General features: G+C 32.8%; 16 protein-coding genes. 5 read left to right on the forward strand and 11 right to left on the reverse strand.

From position 1 onward, the window contains the following. Positions 1–588: 588 nt before the first annotated feature. From KA926_RS08570 to rpmH, 11 genes are all read right to left on the reverse strand, one after another. A complete protein-coding gene (locus KA926_RS08570) occupies positions 589–2,184 on the reverse strand; it encodes a BCCT family transporter (RefSeq protein ID WP_107384179.1) in 1,596 nt (531 codons plus the stop codon). A gap of 333 nt (positions 2,185–2,517) precedes the next feature. Continuing rightward, positions 2,518–2,949, reverse strand: a complete 432-nt coding sequence (locus KA926_RS08575; protein WP_107385344.1) for a universal stress protein — start codon at positions 2,947–2,949, stop codon at positions 2,518–2,520. 407 nt (positions 2,950–3,356) lie between these two features. Further along, complete coding sequence (glpT, locus tag KA926_RS08580; protein ID WP_107386058.1) at positions 3,357–4,715, reverse strand: glycerol-3-phosphate transporter; 1,359 nt, start codon at positions 4,713–4,715, stop codon at positions 3,357–3,359. 241 nt (positions 4,716–4,956) lie between these two features. Further along, positions 4,957–5,523 (reverse strand): helix-turn-helix transcriptional regulator, encoded by a 567-nt coding sequence (locus KA926_RS08585; RefSeq protein ID WP_107385339.1) that lies wholly within the window; start codon positions 5,521–5,523, stop codon positions 4,957–4,959. Positions 5,524–5,789: 266 nt separating this feature from the next. Further along, positions 5,790–7,250, reverse strand: coding sequence for a carbon starvation CstA family protein (locus tag KA926_RS08590; protein ID WP_107517828.1), 1,461 nt, complete (start codon positions 7,248–7,250; stop codon positions 5,790–5,792). A 395-nt stretch (positions 7,251–7,645) separates the two neighbouring features. Then, positions 7,646–8,482, reverse strand: a complete 837-nt coding sequence (locus KA926_RS08595) for a ParB/RepB/Spo0J family partition protein (protein ID WP_040030046.1) — start codon at positions 8,480–8,482, stop codon at positions 7,646–7,648. Between the two features lie 35 nt (positions 8,483–8,517). After that, complete coding sequence (gene rsmG / locus KA926_RS08600; RefSeq protein ID WP_107384810.1) at positions 8,518–9,243, reverse strand: 16S rRNA (guanine(527)-N(7))-methyltransferase RsmG; 726 nt, start codon at positions 9,241–9,243, stop codon at positions 8,518–8,520. 1 nt (position 9,244) lies between these two features. Continuing rightward, a complete protein-coding gene (gene mnmG, locus KA926_RS08605) occupies positions 9,245–11,122 on the reverse strand; it encodes a tRNA uridine-5-carboxymethylaminomethyl(34) synthesis enzyme MnmG (protein ID WP_107384809.1) in 1,878 nt (625 codons plus the stop codon). Between the two features lie 16 nt (positions 11,123–11,138). After that, the gene (mnmE, locus tag KA926_RS08610) at positions 11,139–12,518 is read right to left on the reverse strand and encodes a tRNA uridine-5-carboxymethylaminomethyl(34) synthesis GTPase MnmE (RefSeq protein ID WP_181187421.1); all 1,380 of its coding nucleotides are present in this window, start codon (positions 12,516–12,518) and stop codon (positions 11,139–11,141) included. A gap of 153 nt (positions 12,519–12,671) precedes the next feature. Further along, on the reverse strand, positions 12,672–13,019 hold the full coding sequence (gene rnpA, locus KA926_RS08615; protein ID WP_107386350.1) for a ribonuclease P protein component: 348 nt from the start codon (positions 13,017–13,019) through the stop codon (positions 12,672–12,674). Between the two features lie 140 nt (positions 13,020–13,159). Further along, the gene (rpmH, locus tag KA926_RS08620; RefSeq protein WP_000240855.1) at positions 13,160–13,297 is read right to left on the reverse strand and encodes a 50S ribosomal protein L34; all 138 of its coding nucleotides are present in this window, start codon (positions 13,295–13,297) and stop codon (positions 13,160–13,162) included. A 721-nt stretch (positions 13,298–14,018) separates the two neighbouring features. On the opposite strand from rpmH, the gene dnaA reads away from it, so the two are divergent. The 5 genes from dnaA to gyrB all read left to right on the forward strand — a co-directional run bounded on the left by dnaA (position 14,019) and on the right by gyrB (position 20,728). After that, complete coding sequence (gene dnaA, locus KA926_RS08625; protein WP_107386351.1) at positions 14,019–15,386, forward strand: chromosomal replication initiator protein DnaA; 1,368 nt, start codon at positions 14,019–14,021, stop codon at positions 15,384–15,386. Positions 15,387–15,626: 240 nt separating this feature from the next. Continuing rightward, positions 15,627–16,757, forward strand: a complete 1,131-nt coding sequence (dnaN, locus tag KA926_RS08630) for a DNA polymerase III subunit beta (RefSeq protein ID WP_019467929.1) — start codon at positions 15,627–15,629, stop codon at positions 16,755–16,757. Between the two features lie 672 nt (positions 16,758–17,429). Then, complete coding sequence (yaaA, locus tag KA926_RS08635; RefSeq protein WP_191904817.1) at positions 17,430–17,663, forward strand: S4 domain-containing protein YaaA; 234 nt, start codon at positions 17,430–17,432, stop codon at positions 17,661–17,663. After that, the gene (gene recF / locus KA926_RS08640; RefSeq protein WP_019467931.1) at positions 17,660–18,775 is read left to right on the forward strand and encodes a DNA replication/repair protein RecF; all 1,116 of its coding nucleotides are present in this window, start codon (positions 17,660–17,662) and stop codon (positions 18,773–18,775) included. The genes yaaA and recF overlap by 4 nt, the downstream gene beginning before the upstream one ends. Before the next feature lie 12 nt (positions 18,776–18,787). Continuing rightward, positions 18,788–20,728 (forward strand): DNA topoisomerase (ATP-hydrolyzing) subunit B, encoded by a 1,941-nt coding sequence (gyrB, locus tag KA926_RS08645; protein WP_182478554.1) that lies wholly within the window; start codon positions 18,788–18,790, stop codon positions 20,726–20,728. Positions 20,729–20,750 lie beyond the last annotated feature (22 nt).

Genomic DNA, 20,750 nt, shown 5'->3' on the forward strand with positions numbered 1-20,750 from the left:
TTTGAAGTATTTGTAAAAACTTATGCTACTTTACAACTAAATACGCAGTTCTTTATTTATTATAATTTTAACTATAAAAAAGAAATAGGGAGATTACTATCCCTGATTCAAACATAAACGTCAATTTCTATTACAATGATAGGCATTGACGTTTGTTTTGTTGCTATAGAACATCGGTACTCATTGCGTGACTATATATCATTGTAGCAATTTTGCATTGTACTGTTACTTGTGGAAATGACATGAGTGAGAAAGGATATTCGCGAACTATGCTACAACTTACTCGAATAAGCATGCACGATCAAAACCGTAAGTTTTTATATAAAATGAACTCATCCATCATGTGTAATAATACGAAGCTTTTTTCTATTATATTAAAACACATCACTTATAAAGATTTTGCATCGTGCGGACGCCCGGGGAAATGATATGAGCGAGAGACTACAGGCTCGAGCCATATCCCCAGGCAAGCATGCACGATCAAAATCGTAATATTTTCATATAAAAAGGACTAATCCGTTTGAAAACGAATTAGTCCTTTATTTTGAGATTGAGGTTTGTGTCTCAGATATTTCTTATATTTAATAATTATTCTGATTTGTTGGCGCCTCTATTTTCTGCAATTCTCGTATATTCTTCTAATCTATGTTTGTTTGGTGATAGTGTTAAACCTAAGAACTTACGCTCTTTATTGGCATCTTTATAGAAACTGACCATCATACAAAGAATGATGATAGAGAATGGTAAGGCGGTCATGATTGCCATGTTTTGAAGGGCATTTAATCCATTATCTCCACCTGAGAATAATAAGATAAATGCGATCAATGCTTGTGCAACACCCCAAACCACTTTAATCATTGCTGATGGGTTTAATGAACCAAATGTTGTTTGCATTCCTAATACGAATGTCGCTGAATCGGCTGACGTAATAAAGAACGTTGCTATTAAGAGCAATGTCACAATGGACAGCGCAAAGCCTAATGGTACTTCATTAAACACACCAAATAATGCAGTTTCTGGTGGCATATCAAATATTTTTGGATTGTCTTTTGCAGTTTCGATACCTAGAACACCGAATGCTGCAAACCAAACTAAACTTACAAGTACCGGTGCTAACATAACTCCAGATACGAACTCTCTAATTGAACGTCCTTTAGATACACGTGCAATAAATATACCAACAAATGGACTCCAACTAATCCACCAAGCTAATTGGAAGAAAGTCCATGATTTCATCCATTCATTTTTTTGTGGATCTAATGGTGCAGTATCAAACATGTTAAATAATAACGTATTCAAATATTCACCTGTTGAACTTGTTAACATGTTTAAGATTAAAACGGTTGGTCCTACAATAAAAATAAATAATAAGATTATGCCTGCTAAACCAATATTAGCATTACTTAAATATTGGATACCACGGCTTAATCCTGACCATGCACTAGCTAAGAATAAGATTGTAACAATTACAATAATAATACCTTGAGTCACAATATTATTCGGGATATCAAATAGGTAGTTTAGACCACCTGCAATTTGCATAGCGCCTAGACCTAAAGATACCGCTACACCACCGATAGTAGCGAAAACAGACACTACGTCAATAACTGTACCAAGCGGACCGTCTACTTTATTTCCGAAAATTGGACGTAATGTTTTTGAAATTAATGCAGGTTCATTTTTTCTAAATTGGAAGTAAGCTAACGCTAACGCAACAACACCATACACTGCCCATGCGTGGAAGCCCCATTGCATAAATGCACCTCTTAAAGCTTCTTTATAAGCATGTGCTGATTGTGGTTCTCCAGATGGTGGTGATACAAAGTGACTGATTGGTTCAGCTGCTCCCCAAAATACTAAACCAATTCCCATACCAGCACTAAATAGCATCGCAAACCATGAAATTGTGTTAAATTCTGGTTTATCTTCAGGTTTACCCAATTTCAATTTTCCGATTGGGCTAAATATCAAGAAGACACAGAAGAATATCATTAGAGCTACAATAACCATATAATACCAACCAAAGTATTCAGTAATCCAACCAGTAATATTTGTCCCTATTGAATTAAACTGATTTGGAAATATTGCACCTAACAATACAACTATTGCGGTAATAATAATACTATAAGTAAAAACAGAAGACAGTTTCTTCCCACTAGCATTATGTTGTTTATTTTCCAAAATTAGTAACCTCCCTTATAATTGAACATTAGGCAGAATAACAGACTTTATATATGAAAACAACAGCACTAACATTTGCTTTCATATATATCGTGTGGCTAAAGCCGTCATAAAAGGATTACAAAACTAAACATAAAAATTCAATATTTCTATAAATATATTTATTAAAGTTGAATTCATTAACTTTAAAATAAACTTGTTCATGTTTTAATTTAAAAAATAAAAGACTAGAAAGTAATTTTAACCATTACATTCTAGTCTAAAATATGATGTTTTTATGCGGAAACATAACGCTCATCGCTATAATAAAAGCATTTCAATACTTTGACTTCAATATTATTTCACTATAAGTACTGGTATAGGACTTCTTTTAGCAACTTTATGTGTTACATCTCCAAGTACATGTTTGATATCTATACTTACTCGATGGTTACTCATTACAACTAAATCAAAATCGCCTACATCCATATCTCCAAAACTGATTCTCTCAAGTATGGTATCTTTTACAGGCCCAAATTCGATGGCTACTTTATAATTAATACCTTGCTCTTTTAATTTTTCAAGAAATGGAGTAAGTTCTTCTTCCTTTTCTTTAATGATATCTTCTTTATGTTTATTTTCATAACGTACACTTGCCAATAAATCATTTTCAGTCATGACATTATGAACAACTACAGTGGAATCTTCTCCAACTAATTTCGCTAAGTTCTCAGGAATGTTATCGAAATCATTTTCAAAAGAGTATGGTAGTAAAATATTTTTATACATAATAAATCACCTTTCTTAATTAAACTATTGCAAAACAGTCTCATGTAGTTTTGCTCGTTTAAATATATTTTTGGTGCCTTAATGCGTATTTTACTAGTGAAACAACTGAAGTATTGAGCAACTTTTTGCATTAAATCAATGATGTACCCATACCATAAAAAATTTTTAGTGTACTTACTTATTATTTAATTACCACAATTTTATATAAATTATTCATTAAATAACCATTAATAATGAAATATTTCATATTCAGCGTTTCAAAATACTTATAGCTTGTTGATTACATACACAAATAACACTCACAATAATGATTTCAAAAATAGATTTCGTTTATAAAAAATAGACATGACTATGAAATCAAAATCATTTCATTGATCTCATAGTCACGCCTTATAATGCTTGTTTTATTAATGTAATTGTTCTTGGCCTCGTTTATTCCAAGTTAAAATAAAGCTTAACATCGCTAAAATACTAATAACTGTTAATAAGACAAAACCAAAATCCCATCCAAAATGTTGTACGACAAAACCTAAAACAATATTTGCCATCACAGCACCAAATAAGTAACCAAATAAACCCGTTAGACCTGCAGCTGTTCCGGCTGCTTTTTTAGGTACATAATCTAATGCTTGTAAACCAATCAACATCACTGGCCCATAGATTAAAAATCCAATTGCAATTAATGATAAATTGTCCAACCATGCATGACCTGGTGGGTTTAACCAATAAATTAATACAAAAATTGTAACGCCAAGCATAAAGAAGAAACCTGCAGGACCACGGCGCCCTTTAAATACTTTATCGGAAATATAACCACAAAGTAGTGTACCTGGAATGCCTGCCCACTCATAAAGGAAATAAGCCCAACCTGATTCACTTAAATTGAATTGCTTTTCTTCACTTAAATAAGTAGGTGCCCAATCTAACACACCATAACGTACAAAATAGACAAAAATATTAGCAAAAGCAATGGCCCATACCCATTTGTTATTTAATACATATTTAAACAATATTTCTTTTGTTGTTAACTCTGTTTCAAGTGTTTCATGTGACGTCGTTGAGTAATCTTTGTTAAAGCGTTCAATAGGAGGTAAACCTTGTGACTGAGGTGTATCTCTAATTAAACAATATGCAATAATTGCGATAACAATTGCCAGTAATCCTGGATATATAAATACGCCTTCAAATCCTCTTAAATAACCAAAATTATAAAGGGCAGTCATAGATATTCCCCAAGTTGCGATCGGTGCCATTAGTCCTCCACCAACATTATGAGCCACGTTCCAAATAGACGTTTTACTACCACGTTCACTAACACTAAACCAGTGCACAAGTACACGTCCTGATGGCGGCCATCCCATACCTTGAAACCATCCATTTAGAAATAACATAATAAACATGATTGTTATACTAGAAGTAAAAAATGGTACAAATCCTAATAGTAAATTAACAATTGCCGTAAGCATCAAACCTAAAGTTAAAAATACACGCGCATTACTGCGATCACTTACGGTTCCCATTACAAATTTACTAAATCCATAAGCGATTGAAATGGCTGATAGCGCAATACCAAGCTCTCCTTTACTGAAACCATCTTCAATTAATGAAGGCATTGCTAATGAAAAGTTTTTTCTCAGCAAATAGTAACCCGCATAACCGATAAAAATACCTAAAAAAACCTGTAACCGTAACTTTTTATATGTATCATCTACCTTTTCAGATGGTAAAGGATCCACATGTTTTGCTGGCTTTAAAAAACGAAACATACAATCACCCCTAAATTAGCAATTATTTTTTCTTAACATTTTATTTACAAATTATTTACTTAATATTAATATTTCCCAGTTAGTAAAGCAATACTATTATTAAGATTTGAATATTATTATTGTAAGAAATAATATTTACTAATGCGTGGGGTATACGATCGCAATAATCAAAGATTTCATAAATCAAACACCTCATAGTTATGATAAATCTTTAACTACAAGGTGTTATGAAAAGTAACTATTACAATACATCAAAAAAATGCATGCTTAATAGCACAATTATAATAAATAATCCGACACAAACTATAAAACTGTACATAAAAGTTACAGTATTACGCAATTTACTACTATAAACATCATTAGGGTCTTTCCCATGCATAAAAGCAACTATCCTGTCATACGTTTGTATTCTATACGATTTTTTTAAGGCTTCTACTTTAAATGATGCAATAATCATAGTTATTAAGAGTATAAGTTCAGCTGAAATCCATAATGTCGTCCAATAGTAGAGTGTTGGACCTGCTAAAATTGCGGATAATAACATAGGCCAAATCATTAAATGACTCCATAAATTAAATTTGCTCTGTTTTAACTTTTGTTCCATAATCTCTATGTCTCCTTTAACTAAATTATCTAAAGAAACTTGAAACAAAGAACTAAGCATTAACAAATTATGTATATCTGGATAACTTTTATCATTTTCCCAATTTGAAATTGTTTGTCGTGAAACATACAATTTTGCAGCTAATTCTTCTTGTGATAAATGGTCACGCTGTCTAAAAAATTTAATTTGATTACCTATGTTCATTTGCCAAGCTCCTTTAACTTGAGACTATAGTGTGATTCTATTTTAGACTACCAAATTGTATTGACATGCGCACATTTAATTATGCAAAAAGTTTTTGTCATATAGCTATAGCGTCTTTTTTAGACCTCCCTTAGACTTACAAGAAATAAGAGTAAGACCGCAACTAAATCATGTTTTTAATCACGTATCTTACTCCTATCATTATTATTATTTAATTAACCTGTATCATAGCGTTAAGAAATCAGTATCCCATCATAATTTTATATTTATGTCGCAGTTTGTTGTTGTTGATATGGTATAGGATGATCTAATTCAAATGAAGCACCTGCAGTAATTTTTTTATATTGATAAGTAAAGTAGCCAATCCATAAAATTGTAAATACAAATGCGAGGCCATAACTTAAATTAAGATCCAGACCTAAACCTATCTTCTGACTTAAAATATAAGTGAAAATATTCCAAGTCATAAAGACTGCTGGAATTGCTGCCACCCAAAAATTCTTTTTCGCGATAAGTAAGTACATTGCACCTACCCATAAAGCGACAACAGCTGTAGTTTGGTTTGCCCAAGAAAAATAGCGCCATAAAATGGTAAAGTCTACCTGAGTCAAACCAAAGCTTACGACAAATAATGGTGCAGCTACAATCACTCGTTTTAACATACTGCGCTGACCATAATTTAAATAATCAGCTATAATCATACGTGCACTACGGAAAGATGTATCACCACTTGTAATTGGTAAGACAATAACACCCAGTACTGCAATCGTACCAAACACAGAACCCAATAATAGATGTGATGCTTCACTTACAACAAGAGCCGCTTCCCCACGTGCTAAAACATCACTTAATCCACTATATCCATTAAATAAACTCATGCCTGCAGCTGCCCAAATCATTGCTATAATACCCTCTGCAATCATCATTCCATAGAATATGAAACGACCATTTTTCTCTTTGTTTGTCGTTCTCGAAATAATAGGCGTTTGTGTAGCATGAAAACCAGATAAAGCACCACAAGTAATTGTAAAAAATAGTAGTGGAAATATAGGAGCGCCATCTGGATGCATATTTTTCAAATTAATTTCAGGTATCGGTGCACCTGTTTGAATAAGACGGAAACCTATACCTACTGCACTAATTAATAGCAATGCACCGAAAATTGGATAAATGCGTCCAATGATTTTGTCTATAGGTAAAATTGTAGACAAAATATAATAAACAAAAATGACAAAGATAATGATACCTAATGCGATTCGACCATCTAATAAATTATGTAGTAACAATGCCGGGCTTGTTACAAAAACTGTTCCAGTTAGCAATAATAATAAGATTGAAAAGATATTTACAAAGTGTTTCATGACCTGACCTAAAAATTTACCAGCAAGCTCCGGTAAATGTGCCCCTTTATTTCTAATTGAAATCATTCCAGTCAGATAATCATGTACTGCACCTGCAAAAATACATCCCACAACAATCCATATAAATGCTACAGGTCCATATAATGCCCCCATAATCGGTCCGAAAATCGGTCCTACACCTGCAATGTTCAATAGTTGAATGAGTGAATTTGATGATGTCTTCATAGGTAAATAATCGACATTATCACGTTGATTATATGCTGGTGTTGGTCTATCTTGTTTCGTGCCAAACATTTTGTCGATATACTTCCCATAAGTGAAATAACCTATAACTAATAAAATAATAGATACAATAAACGTTACCATTTTAACATCCCCCTTTAATAATATGTAAGCGTTTTCTTAATTTAATCACATATTTTATTATTCGACAATCCTGTAAATGTTTTTTATTTATTTATTTTTAATTTTTGGGGAATATAAAATAAAATATACTTTTAAAATAATCTTTACATTTAAATGATATCTGACTCATTAACACTTATAATAAATAAAAAAAGTACAACCTCATTTAAATTAAAACGAAGTTGTACTTTTTGAATAGGGGAATATAAAATAAAATATACTTTTAAAATAATCTTTACATTTAAATGATATCTGACTCATTAACACTTATAATAAATAAAAAAAGTACAACCTCATTTAAATTAAAACGAAGTTGTACTTTTTGAATAAGCGATATGTTCAATTAAACTCAACTGTTATTTTTTATAAAGCTTAATTTTTATTTCATAATAATCATCATGGTCTTTAGCTTGATGTTCAAACTTGATGCCACTTTTTTCAATTTCTTCTAAACTTTTGCCTACCGCTTCACGTGCATCTGTTAAGTCTTTTTCAAATGCAAAACTTTGCGCTTTCACTTTTTCAGGGCCGACTTTTTGTTTTACTCTAGCTTCAGTTTGTTTCACGTTTAACTTTTGGCTTATAATCGTTTCCACTAATGTTTCTTGATCTTCATCTGATAAACTTAGCATCGCACGTGCATGACGTTCTGTAACTTTGCCTTCACGTAAACGTTCTATCACTTTTGGCGCTAATTTTAATAATCTCAATTTATTTGCTATAAAACTTTGACTTTTACCTACACTTTTAGCTAATTCACTTTGTGTAGTATCGCCTAGTTCTAAAAGTTTTTTATAGGCTTCTGCCTCTTCTACAACAGATAAATTTTCACGTTGGATATTTTCTATTAAAGCAACCACTGCAGTTTCTTCATCACCTAAATCTCTGATAATGACATCTGCGTATGTCTTATTCAACGATTGTAAGGCTCTAAATCTACGCTCTCCAGCAATAATTTCAAACATATCCTCTTCTATAGGACGTACTACAATCGGTTGTAACAATCCATGCTCATCTATTGATTCTGCGAGTTCTTTAATCTTATTTGGCTCAAATACTTGTCTTGGTTGATAACGATTTGGCACAATACGTTCAGTATGAATAGATTCAACACTATTATGATCCTCTTCTATATAACCAACAATGTCATCTTTATTTTTCAAACCAAATAATTTAGAAAAAGGTTTCTTCATATTTTATGCGCTCCCTCTAAATTAGTTGTATTAAATCACTTTTCTTTTTCAAGTAATGGAGACTTATTGGGCATTCCTGGTTTTCTTGGATATTTCTTTGGTGTCTCACTTCTCTTATCAATCTTTATCATTTGCCTTTCACCAGCATCTTCTGGTAATTCATATGAAATGACATCCTGAAGTTTACCACCGAGGATTCCTATACCAAAACGCGCTTCTTCCAATTCTTCTTCGCCTTTAGCTGATTTTAAAGCAATGAATTGTCCACCCTTTTTAACTAACGGTAAACACAATTCGCTTAATACGGAAAGTCTAGCAACTGCACGTGCAGTTACAATATCATAAGACGCCCTGTAGTCTCCCTTTCCGTAAATTTCTGCGCGATCATGTACAAAATTCACATTTTCTAAATCTAATGCTTCTGCTAATTGATTTAAAAAATGGATGCGTTTATTTAATGAATCTACAATTGTAATTTTTAAATTAGGATAAATAATTTTTAATGGAATACTTGGAAAACCAGCACCAGCACCAATATCACAAATTGTTAGCTCTTGTGTCAAATCCGTATAAAAACTTAGTGCAATTGAATCATAAAAATGTTTCAAATACACTTCATGTTCTTCAGTAATACTTGTTAAATTCATTTTTTCATTCCATTCAACGAGCATTTGAAAATACGTTTGAAATTGATGTTGTTGTTTTTCTGTAAGTTCGATATCTTGTGTGCTGAGTTGCTCAGTTAACCATTTTACACTCATCTTAATTTTCCACCCTTTGTATTTTACCTTGTTCTAGGAACACTAATAAGATCGAAATATCTGCAGGATTTACACCTGAAATCCGAGATGCTTGCGCAATATTTAACGGTTTAACTTCCGCTAATTTTTCGCGTGCTTCAGTCGCTAAACTATCAACTTTACTATAATCTAAGTCTTCTGGAATTTTCTTTTCTTCCATACGTTTTACTTTTTCAACTTGCTGTAACGACTTATTGATATAGCCTTCATATTTTGTCTGAATTTCAACTTGCTCTTCAACATCACTAGGTAATTGATTTTCTTCTTCTAAAATTTCTAGAATCAAGTTATACGTCATTTCAGGTCTACGCAATAACTCCAAGGCTAATATACCGTCTTTCAAGCGTGAACCGCCTTGCGCTTCAATAATTTCTTGTACACGTTCGTGCGGTTTTATTCTAATTTCATTTAAGCGTGCTTGCTCATCTTTTATCATTTGACGTTTTTCATTGAAACGCGCATAACGTTCTTCAGAAATCATACCTAATTTATAACCTAAATCTGTTAATCGTAAATCTGCATTGTCATGTCTTAATAATAAACGATATTCTGCACGAGATGTTAATAAACGATATGGTTCATTGGTACCTTTTGTTATAAGATCATCTATTAAAACACCAATATAGGCGTCTGAACGGCTTAAGATGACTTCTTCCTCATCTAGTACTCTTGATGCTGCGTTAATTCCAGCCATGATACCTTGTCCTGCCGCTTCTTCATAACCAGAAGTTCCGTTGATTTGTCCTGCAGTATATAAGTTTTTAATTTTTTTAGTTTCTAGTGTTGGCCACAGTTGTGTCGGTACAAGTGCATCATATTCAATTGCATATCCTGCACGCATCATATCCGCTTTTTCTAAGCCTGGAATTGTTTCCAACATCTGACGTTGAACATGTTCAGGTAAGCTTGTTGATAAACCTTGGACATAAACTTCATTGGTATTTCTACCTTCTGGTTCTAAGAAAAGTTGATGTCTAGGCTTATCATTGAATCTTACAAATTTATCTTCAATTGATGGACAATATCTAGGTCCTGTACCTTTAATCATGCCTGAATACATCGCAGATAAATGTAAATTATCATCTATAACTTGATGTGTTTCTCCATTGGTATATGTTAACCAACAAGGTAATTGATCTAAAATATATTCCGTTGTTTCAAAACTAAATGCTCTACCAACGTCGTCACCTGGTTGTATTTCTGTTTTAGAATAATCAATCGTTTTGGCATTAACACGCGGTGGCGTACCAGTTTTGAATCTCACTACTTCAAATCCGAGATTTCTAAGATTGTCAGCTAGTGAAATAGATGGTAATTGATGGTTTGGACCACTTGAATATTTCATGTTACCTAAAATGATTTCACCACGTAGAAATGTACCAGTTGTAATAATGACTGCATCTGCCCAGTATTCTGTGCCGATATTCGTACGTACGCCTTTGATGACTTCATCTTCAATAATTAAGTCATCCACCATACCTTGCATAATATCAAGGTTTGCTTCATCTTCAATTACCTTTTTCATTTCTTGTTGATAAAGTACTTTGTCAGCTTGTGCGCGAAGTGCTCTTACTGCCGGGCCTTTGCCAGTGTTTAACATACGCATTTGGATATGCGTTTTATCGATTGTTTTCGCCATTTGGCCACCTAATGCGTCTATTTCACGAACTACTATTCCTTTAGCCGGGCCACCAACTGATGGGTTACATGGCATGAATGCAATATTATCTAAATTTATTGTTAACATTAACGTTTTGGCACCACGTCTTGCTGAAGCAAGTCCAGCTTCAATACCAGCATGTCCGGCTCCAATTACTATTACATCATATTCTTGAGCCATACTTTTTTCCTCCCTTTTATTTTCCTAGACAGAATTGACTAAATAATTGATTTATCAATTCTTCACTTGCGGATTCTCCGATAATTTCACCTAAAATTTCCCAAGTTCTCGTTAAATCTATCTGAACCATATCCATTGGCACACCAGCTTCTGCAGCATCTATAGCATCTTGAATTGAGTTTCTCGCTTGTTTTAACAATGAAATATGTCTTGAATTCGATACATATGTCATATCCTGATTTTGGACATCTCCTGCAAAGAATAAATCTCTAATTTGTATCTCTAACTGATCAATACCTTCTTGTTTTAACATTGATGTTTGAATGATTGGCATATCTCCAACCATTTCTTTTACTTCTGAAATATCTAATTGTTTGTCTAAATCCATCTTGTTAATTATGACAATGGCATCTTCATTTTTAATAACTTCATATAACTTGCGATCTTCTTCTGTTAATGATTCGTTATAATTTAGCACAAACAAGATTAAATCCGCTTCACCTAAAGCTTTGCGTGAACGTTCTACACCAATACGTTCAACGATATCTTCCGTTTCACGTATCCCAGCAGTATCTACTAACCTTAAAGGTACACCGCGAACGTTTACGTACTCTTCTAAAGTATCTCTAGTCGTACCAGGCACCTCTGTAACAATCGCCTTATTGTCTTGGATCAGGTTATTTAACATGGATGACTTACCAACATTCGGCTTACCAACTATGACCGTTGCTAAACCTTCTCTCATTATTTTCCCTTGTGTGCCTGTATCTAATAACTTATTAATCTCTGTCTTAATTTGATTTGATTTTTCTAATAAAACTTCTGTTGTGGCATCTTCCACATCATCATATTCTGGATAATCTATATTAACTTCTACTTGTGCAAGGATTTCGAGAATGGATTGTCGCTGTCGCTTAATCATATCACTTAAACGACCTTCAATTTGATTCATTGCAACTTTAGATGCACGATCGGTTTTAGAACGAATAAAATCCATCACCGCTTCGGCTTGAGATAAATCAATACGACCATTTAAAAACGCACGTTTTGTGTATTCACCTGGATCAGCCATTCTTGCACCGTGTGTCATCGTTAACTCTAACACTCTATTGATGGTTAAAATACCACCGTGACAATTAATTTCAACGATATCTTCTCTAGTAAATGTTTTCGGTGCACGTAAGACAGACACCATCACTTCTTCGACCACTTCATTTGTCTCAGGATCAACAATATGCCCATAATTTATTGTATGAGAAGGTACATGTTCTAATGGTTCTTTCCCTTTATATAATTTATCTGCAATATTTACCGCGTCAACACCTGACAAACGTACAATACCAATAGCACCTTCACCCATAGGTGTGGATATACTCGTTATCGTATCTAAATCCATCATCCATCTCGCCTCCTTTATTCTAAAATTTATCATTATAATATTGTAAATAGTTTTGGATCAAAAAGCTAACATCTTGTTCAAAATTTCTAATAAGTTAGTCTTAGGGTTGTGTGACGTTAGACTGACGTCAGTCTAAATTATCCCCCTACCCTACTTAATTCGTTTATTAAAAACCTTAGCTATTTTTAAAACATGTTCTAAACTTGCTTGGATTTGTAGTGTATCCATATCTTTAGCTGGCTGCCTGGCTATCACAATAATTTCCATTGGTAATATATTTTGTTTATGTACCTTGAAACTTTCACGAATAGCACGCTTAATTTTATTTCTAACAACAGCATTACCTAATTTTTTAGAAACACTAATACCTAGTCTGAAGTGTTCTAATTCTTTATTAGACTTCGTATAGACTACAAATTGACGATTTGCTACTGATTTTCCTTTTTTATATATAAATTGGAAATCACTGTTCTTTTTAATTCGGTATGCCTTCTCCACGAAACATCACTCGCTTATCTTTTCATTACATTTATTATTATATACCTAACATGTGTTGTATTTTTTAATAATAACAATAATTTTGCTACTTATTTTCGTTATTTTAAACCAAAAAAAAGACCACTGATGAGTCAGTGATCTTATGCTGATAATACCTTACGGCCTTTACGACGACGACGCGCTAAAACTTTACGACCGTTTTTTGTGCTCATGCGTTTTCTGAAACCATGAACTTTACTATGTTTACGTTTATTTGGTTGATAAGTACGTTTTACCATGCAAAAACACCTCCATCTGTATTCGGTTATCTAAATATTATAATAGATAAATTAATATAAGCTTTTTGCTTCAAGTCTTGATTTAATATTATTAATTTCTAGTCATAATTCAAGCAACTACTACAATATAACAAAATCTTTTTTATAAAGCAAGTATCAATTTCAAGCATGTTTTCATCTCATTATAATATGAATGAGTACTAGATATTTTTAAACTGTATTGATAAATACGTCTATTAATATAGAAGATTCACCTTATCATATAAATATTTTTCATTTCAAATCTAGAGAATTTTTAATTATACAAATTCCATACACTTTTTATAAATTATTTCCCAAGCCCACAAATCGTTTAATTTTTGATATACTATTCATTCTTGTAAGTTATCCACTTATTCACAGATACGCATGCTTATTTTGTGGATAATATTTCATCTATGCACAGGGTTATTTACGATTTAACAACATATTCACAGCCATTTGACAGAGGTGTTTGTTAAAAAGTATAATTGTGTGGATAAGTTATGTAAATATTGATAAATAAGGGATTATATTATGGAGATATATCCTAAATGGTTGTGTATAACTTATAATCCATAATGAGTTATCCACTGATTGTGTGTAACTTGTGGATAATTATTAACAGCTTGTGATTATGTTTATTCACACATGTTATTTCTGTGTATAACTTTTAAAATATAGAAAGTTGGAGTTTGCTATTATGTCAGAACAAGAAATTTGGGAAAAAGTTTTAACCTTAGCTCAAGAAAAAGTCAGCTATCCTAGCTATCAAACTTTTTTGAAAGATACAAAACTTTATTCGTTACAAAATGATGAAGCTATTGTAGTCATTGATGATCCTTTTGTAGCTAATTGGTTAAAAACACATTATGTTGAAATCGTACAATCTGCATTATATGAAGCTATTGGTCACGAAATCATGCCAGTATTTTACTCTGAAGATGAATTAGAAAGTTTAAAATCTGAAAAAAAACAAGATGTTAAACAAAGTGCTAATGAAAAAGAAGTAGACCTTGATACTGTTGATGTAGCAAAAGTTGGTGATGAACAATTCAATATCAACAATACATTTGAAACATTCGTCATCGGTCCCGGAAACAGATTCCCACACGCTGCGAGTTTAGCTGTAGCCGAAGCACCGGCCCAAGCATATAATCCATTATTTATATATGGTGGTGTAGGATTAGGTAAAACCCATCTAATGCATGCTATTGGCCATTATGTCTTAGATAATAATCCAGATGCCAAAGTCATCTATACATCTAGTGAAAAATTTACCAATGAATTCATTAAATCTATCCGAGACAATAAAACAGAACGTTTTAGAGAAAAATATCGTAATATCGATGTGCTCTTAATAGATGATATACAATTCATTCAAAACAAAGAACAAACTCAAGAAGAATTCTTCCACACATTTAATGATTTACATCAAGCGAATAAGCAAATTGTTATTTCTAGTGATAGACCTCCTAAAGAAATTGCTAAATTAGAAGATCGACTACGTTCTCGCTTTGAGTGGGGATTGATAGTAGATATTACACCGCCAGACTACGAAACCAGAATGGCTATTTTGCAGAAAAAAATTGGTGAAGAAAATATAAATATTCCTACTGAAGCCTTAACGTATATCGCTAATCAAATACAATCAAATATACGTGAACTTGAAGGCGCACTTAATCGTGTATTGGCCTTTTCAAAGTTACAAGGGCAACCTATCACAACTGAATTAACAGCAGCTGCACTGAAAGATATCATCCAAGCACCTAAATCTAAAAAAATTACTATACAAGATATCCAAAAAGTTGTTGGAGAATACTATAGTGTAAGAATAGAAGACTTTAGTGCCAAGAAACGTACAAAATCGATTGCTTATCCACGTCAAATTGCTATGTATTTATCACGTGAATTAACTGACTTTTCGCTGCCTAAAATCGGAGAAGAGTTTGGTGGACGTGATCATACTACTGTTATTCACGCACATGAAAAAATAGTAAAAGATATCAATAATGATCCGACATTTAAGCAAGAAGTTGAAAATCTTGAAAAAGAAATTAGAAACCAATAAAACAATCTGTACTATAACAGATTAATAAATCAATTTAGAGGTATAACAAAATAACTTATTTTTTAACTTTGTGGACAATGTGCAAAAGTAATACACACTGTGCACAAGTTATCCACAGTCGTCAAACAATGACATGATTGTATTAATTTGAGTTATCCCCTAATCCACAAGCCCTACTACTATTACTACGGGTTTAAAACCTATATAATTATTATATAAACGACTGGAAGGAGTTTAAAAATGGAATTTACAATTAGAAGAGATTATTTTATAAATCAATTAAATGACACATTAAAAGCAATCTCACCAAGAACTACATTACCTATACTAACGGGTATAAAAATTGAAGTTAAAAACAATGAAGTCATACTTACTGGTTCAGATTCAGAAATCTCAATAGAAATTACAATTCCTAAACAAGTAGATGGAGAAGACATTATTGAAATTACAGAAACTGGTTCAGTTGTACTCCCTGGTCGTTTCTTTGTAGATATTATTAAAAAACTACCAGGAAAAGAAGTTAAATTATCAACAAATGAACAATTCCAAACTTTAATAACTTCTGGACATTCAGAATTTAATTTAAGTGGTTTAGATCCAGATCAATATCCTTTATTACCACAAGTTTCTCGTGATGATGCCATTCAATTATCTGTAAAAGTGCTTAAAAACGTGATAGCACAAACGAATTTCGCAGTGTCCACCTCAGAAACACGCCCAGTACTCACTGGTGTTAACTGGCTTATACAAGATAATGAATTAATATGCACAGCGACTGACTCACACCGCTTGGCTGTGCGAAAAGTAGCTTTAGAAGATGAATCTGAAAATAAAAATGTCATTATTCCAGGTAAAGCTTTAGCAGAATTAAATAAAATTATGTCTGATAGTGAAGAAGATATCGATATTTTCTTTGCATCAAACCAAGTATTATTTAAAGTCGGAAATGTAAACTTTATTTCACGTCTCTTAGAAGGTCACTATCCAGATACTTCACGTTTATTCCCAGAAAACTATGAAATTAAAATAGGCATAGATAACGGAGAATTCTATCATGCTATTGATCGTGCATCTCTATTAGCACGTGAAGGTGGAAACAATGTTATTAAATTAAGTACAGGTAATGAATTAGTCGAGTTATCTTCTACATCACCAGAAATTGGTACTGTGAAAGAAGAAGTAAAAGCGGATAACGTTGATGGCGGCAATTTAAAAATTTCATTTAACTCTAAATATATGATGGATGCACTTAAAGCAATCGATAACGATGAAGTTGAAGTTGAATTCTTTGGTACGATGAAACCATTTATTTTAAAACCAAAAGATGACGATTCAGTTACACAATTAATTTTACCAATTAGAACATATTAAGCTTTTGTTCAAGAGATAGAGCCTGAGACAGATTTATGTCTCGGGTTTTTTATATTGTGGATATTTAAATCATAGTAAGCATAACTTAGAGGTGTGGACAGAAGCTTGATTTAAAACCCATTTTCAATTCAGTCATCTACTGCCAATATGAAATGCGTTTGAGGCGAATCTATTATGTCTCAACCTCTGTCACATATAAACCATTGCTTCACTCTTTTTTATTTCGAAGTAATTTCATAAAATAAAACGTGTATATTGATAGAGATATATTAATCATAAACATTTAACGCTACTTACATGCTATTTAGAGCTTAAATATAAGCAATTTAAACTTTTTTAGACTTATGATACCTAAAACTAATAATTAAGCTGAGAAAGTCATTAAAATTCAAAATCATAACATTGTCGTTGAACGCATATTAAAATTTTTTATGAAATATTGCGTAGTTAAAAACATTAATAATTTTTAAGTAGAATCTTTTTTTAAGAAGATAGAATATTAGGAAGAAAAGTTTGTTATAATATATGAGTGTTACCTTGTTAAAAGTACTTTTGTAAATAAATTTCAATAATAGTAAAAATTATACATAAGAAAACGCTTTCTATCTGCATTTTGCATGAAATTTTTCTCGAAAAAAGGTATAATATATAGATGAGTTTAAAAGGAATGGAGTGATTGATTTGGTTGAAGAAGTAATTGTTGATGGAGACATTACTTTAGGGCAATTTCTAAAGACAGAAGGTATTATTGAATCTGGTGGTCAAGCGAAATGGTTCCTGCAAGATTTTGAAGTAATGATCAATGGTGGGCGCGAAATGCGTCGTGGTAAAAAATTAAACCATCAAGATAACATCGTTATACCAGAAGTCGGTTCATTTTTGATTATACATCAAGGTGAAGAATGAAACTAAAGACACTCCAGCTAGACAATTATCGTAACTATGAGTCAATTACTCTAAATTGTCACCCTGAAGTCAATATATTGATTGGCGAGAATGCGCAAGGGAAGACTAATTTATTGGAATCTATTTATACACTAGCATTAGCCAAAAGTCACAGAACATCAAATGATAAAGAACTCATACGTTTTGATCGAGACTATGCTAAAATAGAGGGTGAACTCAGTTATAGATATGGAGAAATGCCTTTAACGATGTTTATAACTAAAAAGGGTAAGCAGGTTAAAATCAATCACTTAGAACAAAGTAGACTGACACAATATATCGGTCACTTAAACGTTGTCTTGTTTGCACCTGAAGATTTGAATATTGTCAAAGGCGCACCTCAAATAAGACGTAGATTTATAGATATGGAACTTGGACAAATTTCAGCTGTATATTTAAATGATTTGTCTCAATATCAAAGAATTTTAAAACAAAAGAATAATTATTTGAAGCAATTGCAATATGGTCAAAAGACTGACAGCACTATGCTTGATGTCTTAAACCAACAATTTGCAACATATGCACTCAAAGTTACATTAAGACGTGAACATTTTATTAAAGAACTTGAATCATTAGCCAAACCTATTCATTCTGGTATTACAGACGAGAATGAAACACTATCATTAAGGTACCTTCCTAGTATCAAATTAGATGCGGAAGAAAAAAGTGAGACGGAACGCTTAGAGGAAGTCTTAACTTTACTAGATGATAATAAAGATCGTGAAAAAGATAGAGGTGTCTGTTTGTTTGGCCCTCACAGAGATGATTTAGGTTTCAACGTAAATGGTATGGATGCTCAAACTTACGGTTCGCAAGGACAGCAAAGAACGACGGCTTTATCAATCAAACTTGCAGAAATCGAACTGATGAATATTGAGGTAGGTGAGTATCCCATCCTATTACTAGATGATGTGTTAAGTGAATTAGATGATTCACGTCAGTCTCATTTATTGAGCACAATTCAACACAAGGTGCAGACATTTGTGACGACAACATCAGTTGATGGCATTGATCATGAAATTATGAAAAACGCTAAACTTTATCGCATTAATAATGGCGAAATTATAAAGTAACGGAAAGTGAAGGTGGAAGCATTGTCAGATGTGAACAACACGGAAGATTATGGTGCTGGTCAGATTCAGGTATTAGAAGGTCTAGAAGCGGTTCGTAAGAGACCAGGTATGTATATAGGCTCAACTTCAGAAAGAGGACTACATCACTTAGTTTGGGAAATTGTTGATAACAGTATTGACGAAGCACTTGCAGGTTATGCTGACCAAATCGACGTTATTATTGAAGAAGATAATTGGATAAAAGTAACAGACAATGGTCGTGGTATTCCTGTTGGTATACAAGAAAAAATGGGACGACCTGCCGTTGAGGTTATTCTAACTGTACTACACGCTGGTGGTAAATTCGGCGGTGGCGGTTATAAAGTTTCCGGTGGTCTACATGGTGTAGGTTCTTCTGTTGTAAATGCTTTATCAGAAGATTTGGAAGTGTATGTATACAAGGATGAAAATATATATCATCAAGCATATAAAAAAGGCATACCTCAGTTTGATTTAAAAATCATTGGTGAAACTGATGAAAGTACTGGTTCTACAGGTACTGCGATTCGTTTTAAAGCTGATCCTGAGATATTCACTGAAACAACAACATATAATTATGAAGTATTGCAACAACGTATCAGAGAACTGGCGTTTTTAAATAAAGGTATCTCAATTACATTAAGAGATGAAAGAGAAGAAGAGGTTCGTGAAGATACTTATCACTACGAAGGTGGTATAAAATCTTACGTTGAAATGTTAAATGAAAATAAAGAACCTATTCATGAAGAACCGATTTATGTACATCAATCAAAAGATGATATTGAAGTTGAAATCGCGCTTCAATACAATAAAGGCTATGCTACAAATCTTTTAACATACGCGAATAATATTCACACTTATGAAGGTGGTACTCATGAAGAAGGCTTTAAACGAGCGCTCTCTCGTGTGTTAAATAGCTACGGTCTTAACAGTAAAATCATGAAAGAAGATAAAGAAAGACTTTCAGGTGAAGATACACGTGAAGGCTTAACGGCTGTTGTTTCAATCAAACATGGTGACCCACAATTTGAAGGACAAACTAAAACTAAACTAGGTAACTCCGAAGTACGTCAAGTTGTTGATCGTACATTCTCCGAGTTGTTTGAACGCTTTTTATACGAAAATCCACAAGTAGGCCGAACAATCGTAGAAAAAGGGATTATGGCATCACAAGCACGTCTTGCAGCTAAAAAAGCGCGTGAAGTGACACGTCGTAAGTCTGCGTTAGAAATTTCAAGTTTACCAGGGAAACTTGCAGATTGTTCTAGTAAAGACCCTTCTCGAAGTGAAATTTTCATCGTCGAAGGTGACTCTGCCGGAGGGTCTACAAAATCTGGTCGTGACTCAGAAACGCAAGCCATTTTACCATTACGTGGTAAGATATTGAACGTTGAAAAAGCACGTTTAGATAGAATTTTAAATAATAATGAAATACGTTCTATGATTACTGCTTTTGGTACTGGTATTGGTGGAGAGTTTGATTTAAGTAAGGCACGCTATCACAAGATTATCCTTATGACAGATGCCGATGTTGATGGTGCACATATTAGAACTTTATTATTAACATTCTTTTATCGCTTTATGAGACCGTTAATTGAAGCTGGATATGTTTATATTGCACAACCACCATTATTCAAATTGACACAAGGTAAACAGAAATACTATGTGTTTAACGAACGTGAATTAGAAAAACTTAAAGCTCAATTGGATCCAAGTCCAAAATGGTCTATTGCACGTTACAAAGGTCTTGGTGAAATGAATGCTGATCAATTATGGGAAACAACTATGAATCCAGAAAACAGAGCTATGTTACAAGTATCATTAGATGATGCGATTGAAGCTGACCAAGTTTTTGAAATGTTAATGGGCGATGTTGTTGAGAACCGTAGACAGTTTATTGAAGATAATGCAGTTTATGCAAACTTAGATTTCTAAGACAATGAACTGAATTTTTGAA

It is taken from the genome of Staphylococcus sp. GDY8P94P (assembly GCF_017892255.1).
GTDB lineage: Bacteria > Bacillota > Bacilli > Staphylococcales > Staphylococcaceae > Staphylococcus > Staphylococcus cohnii.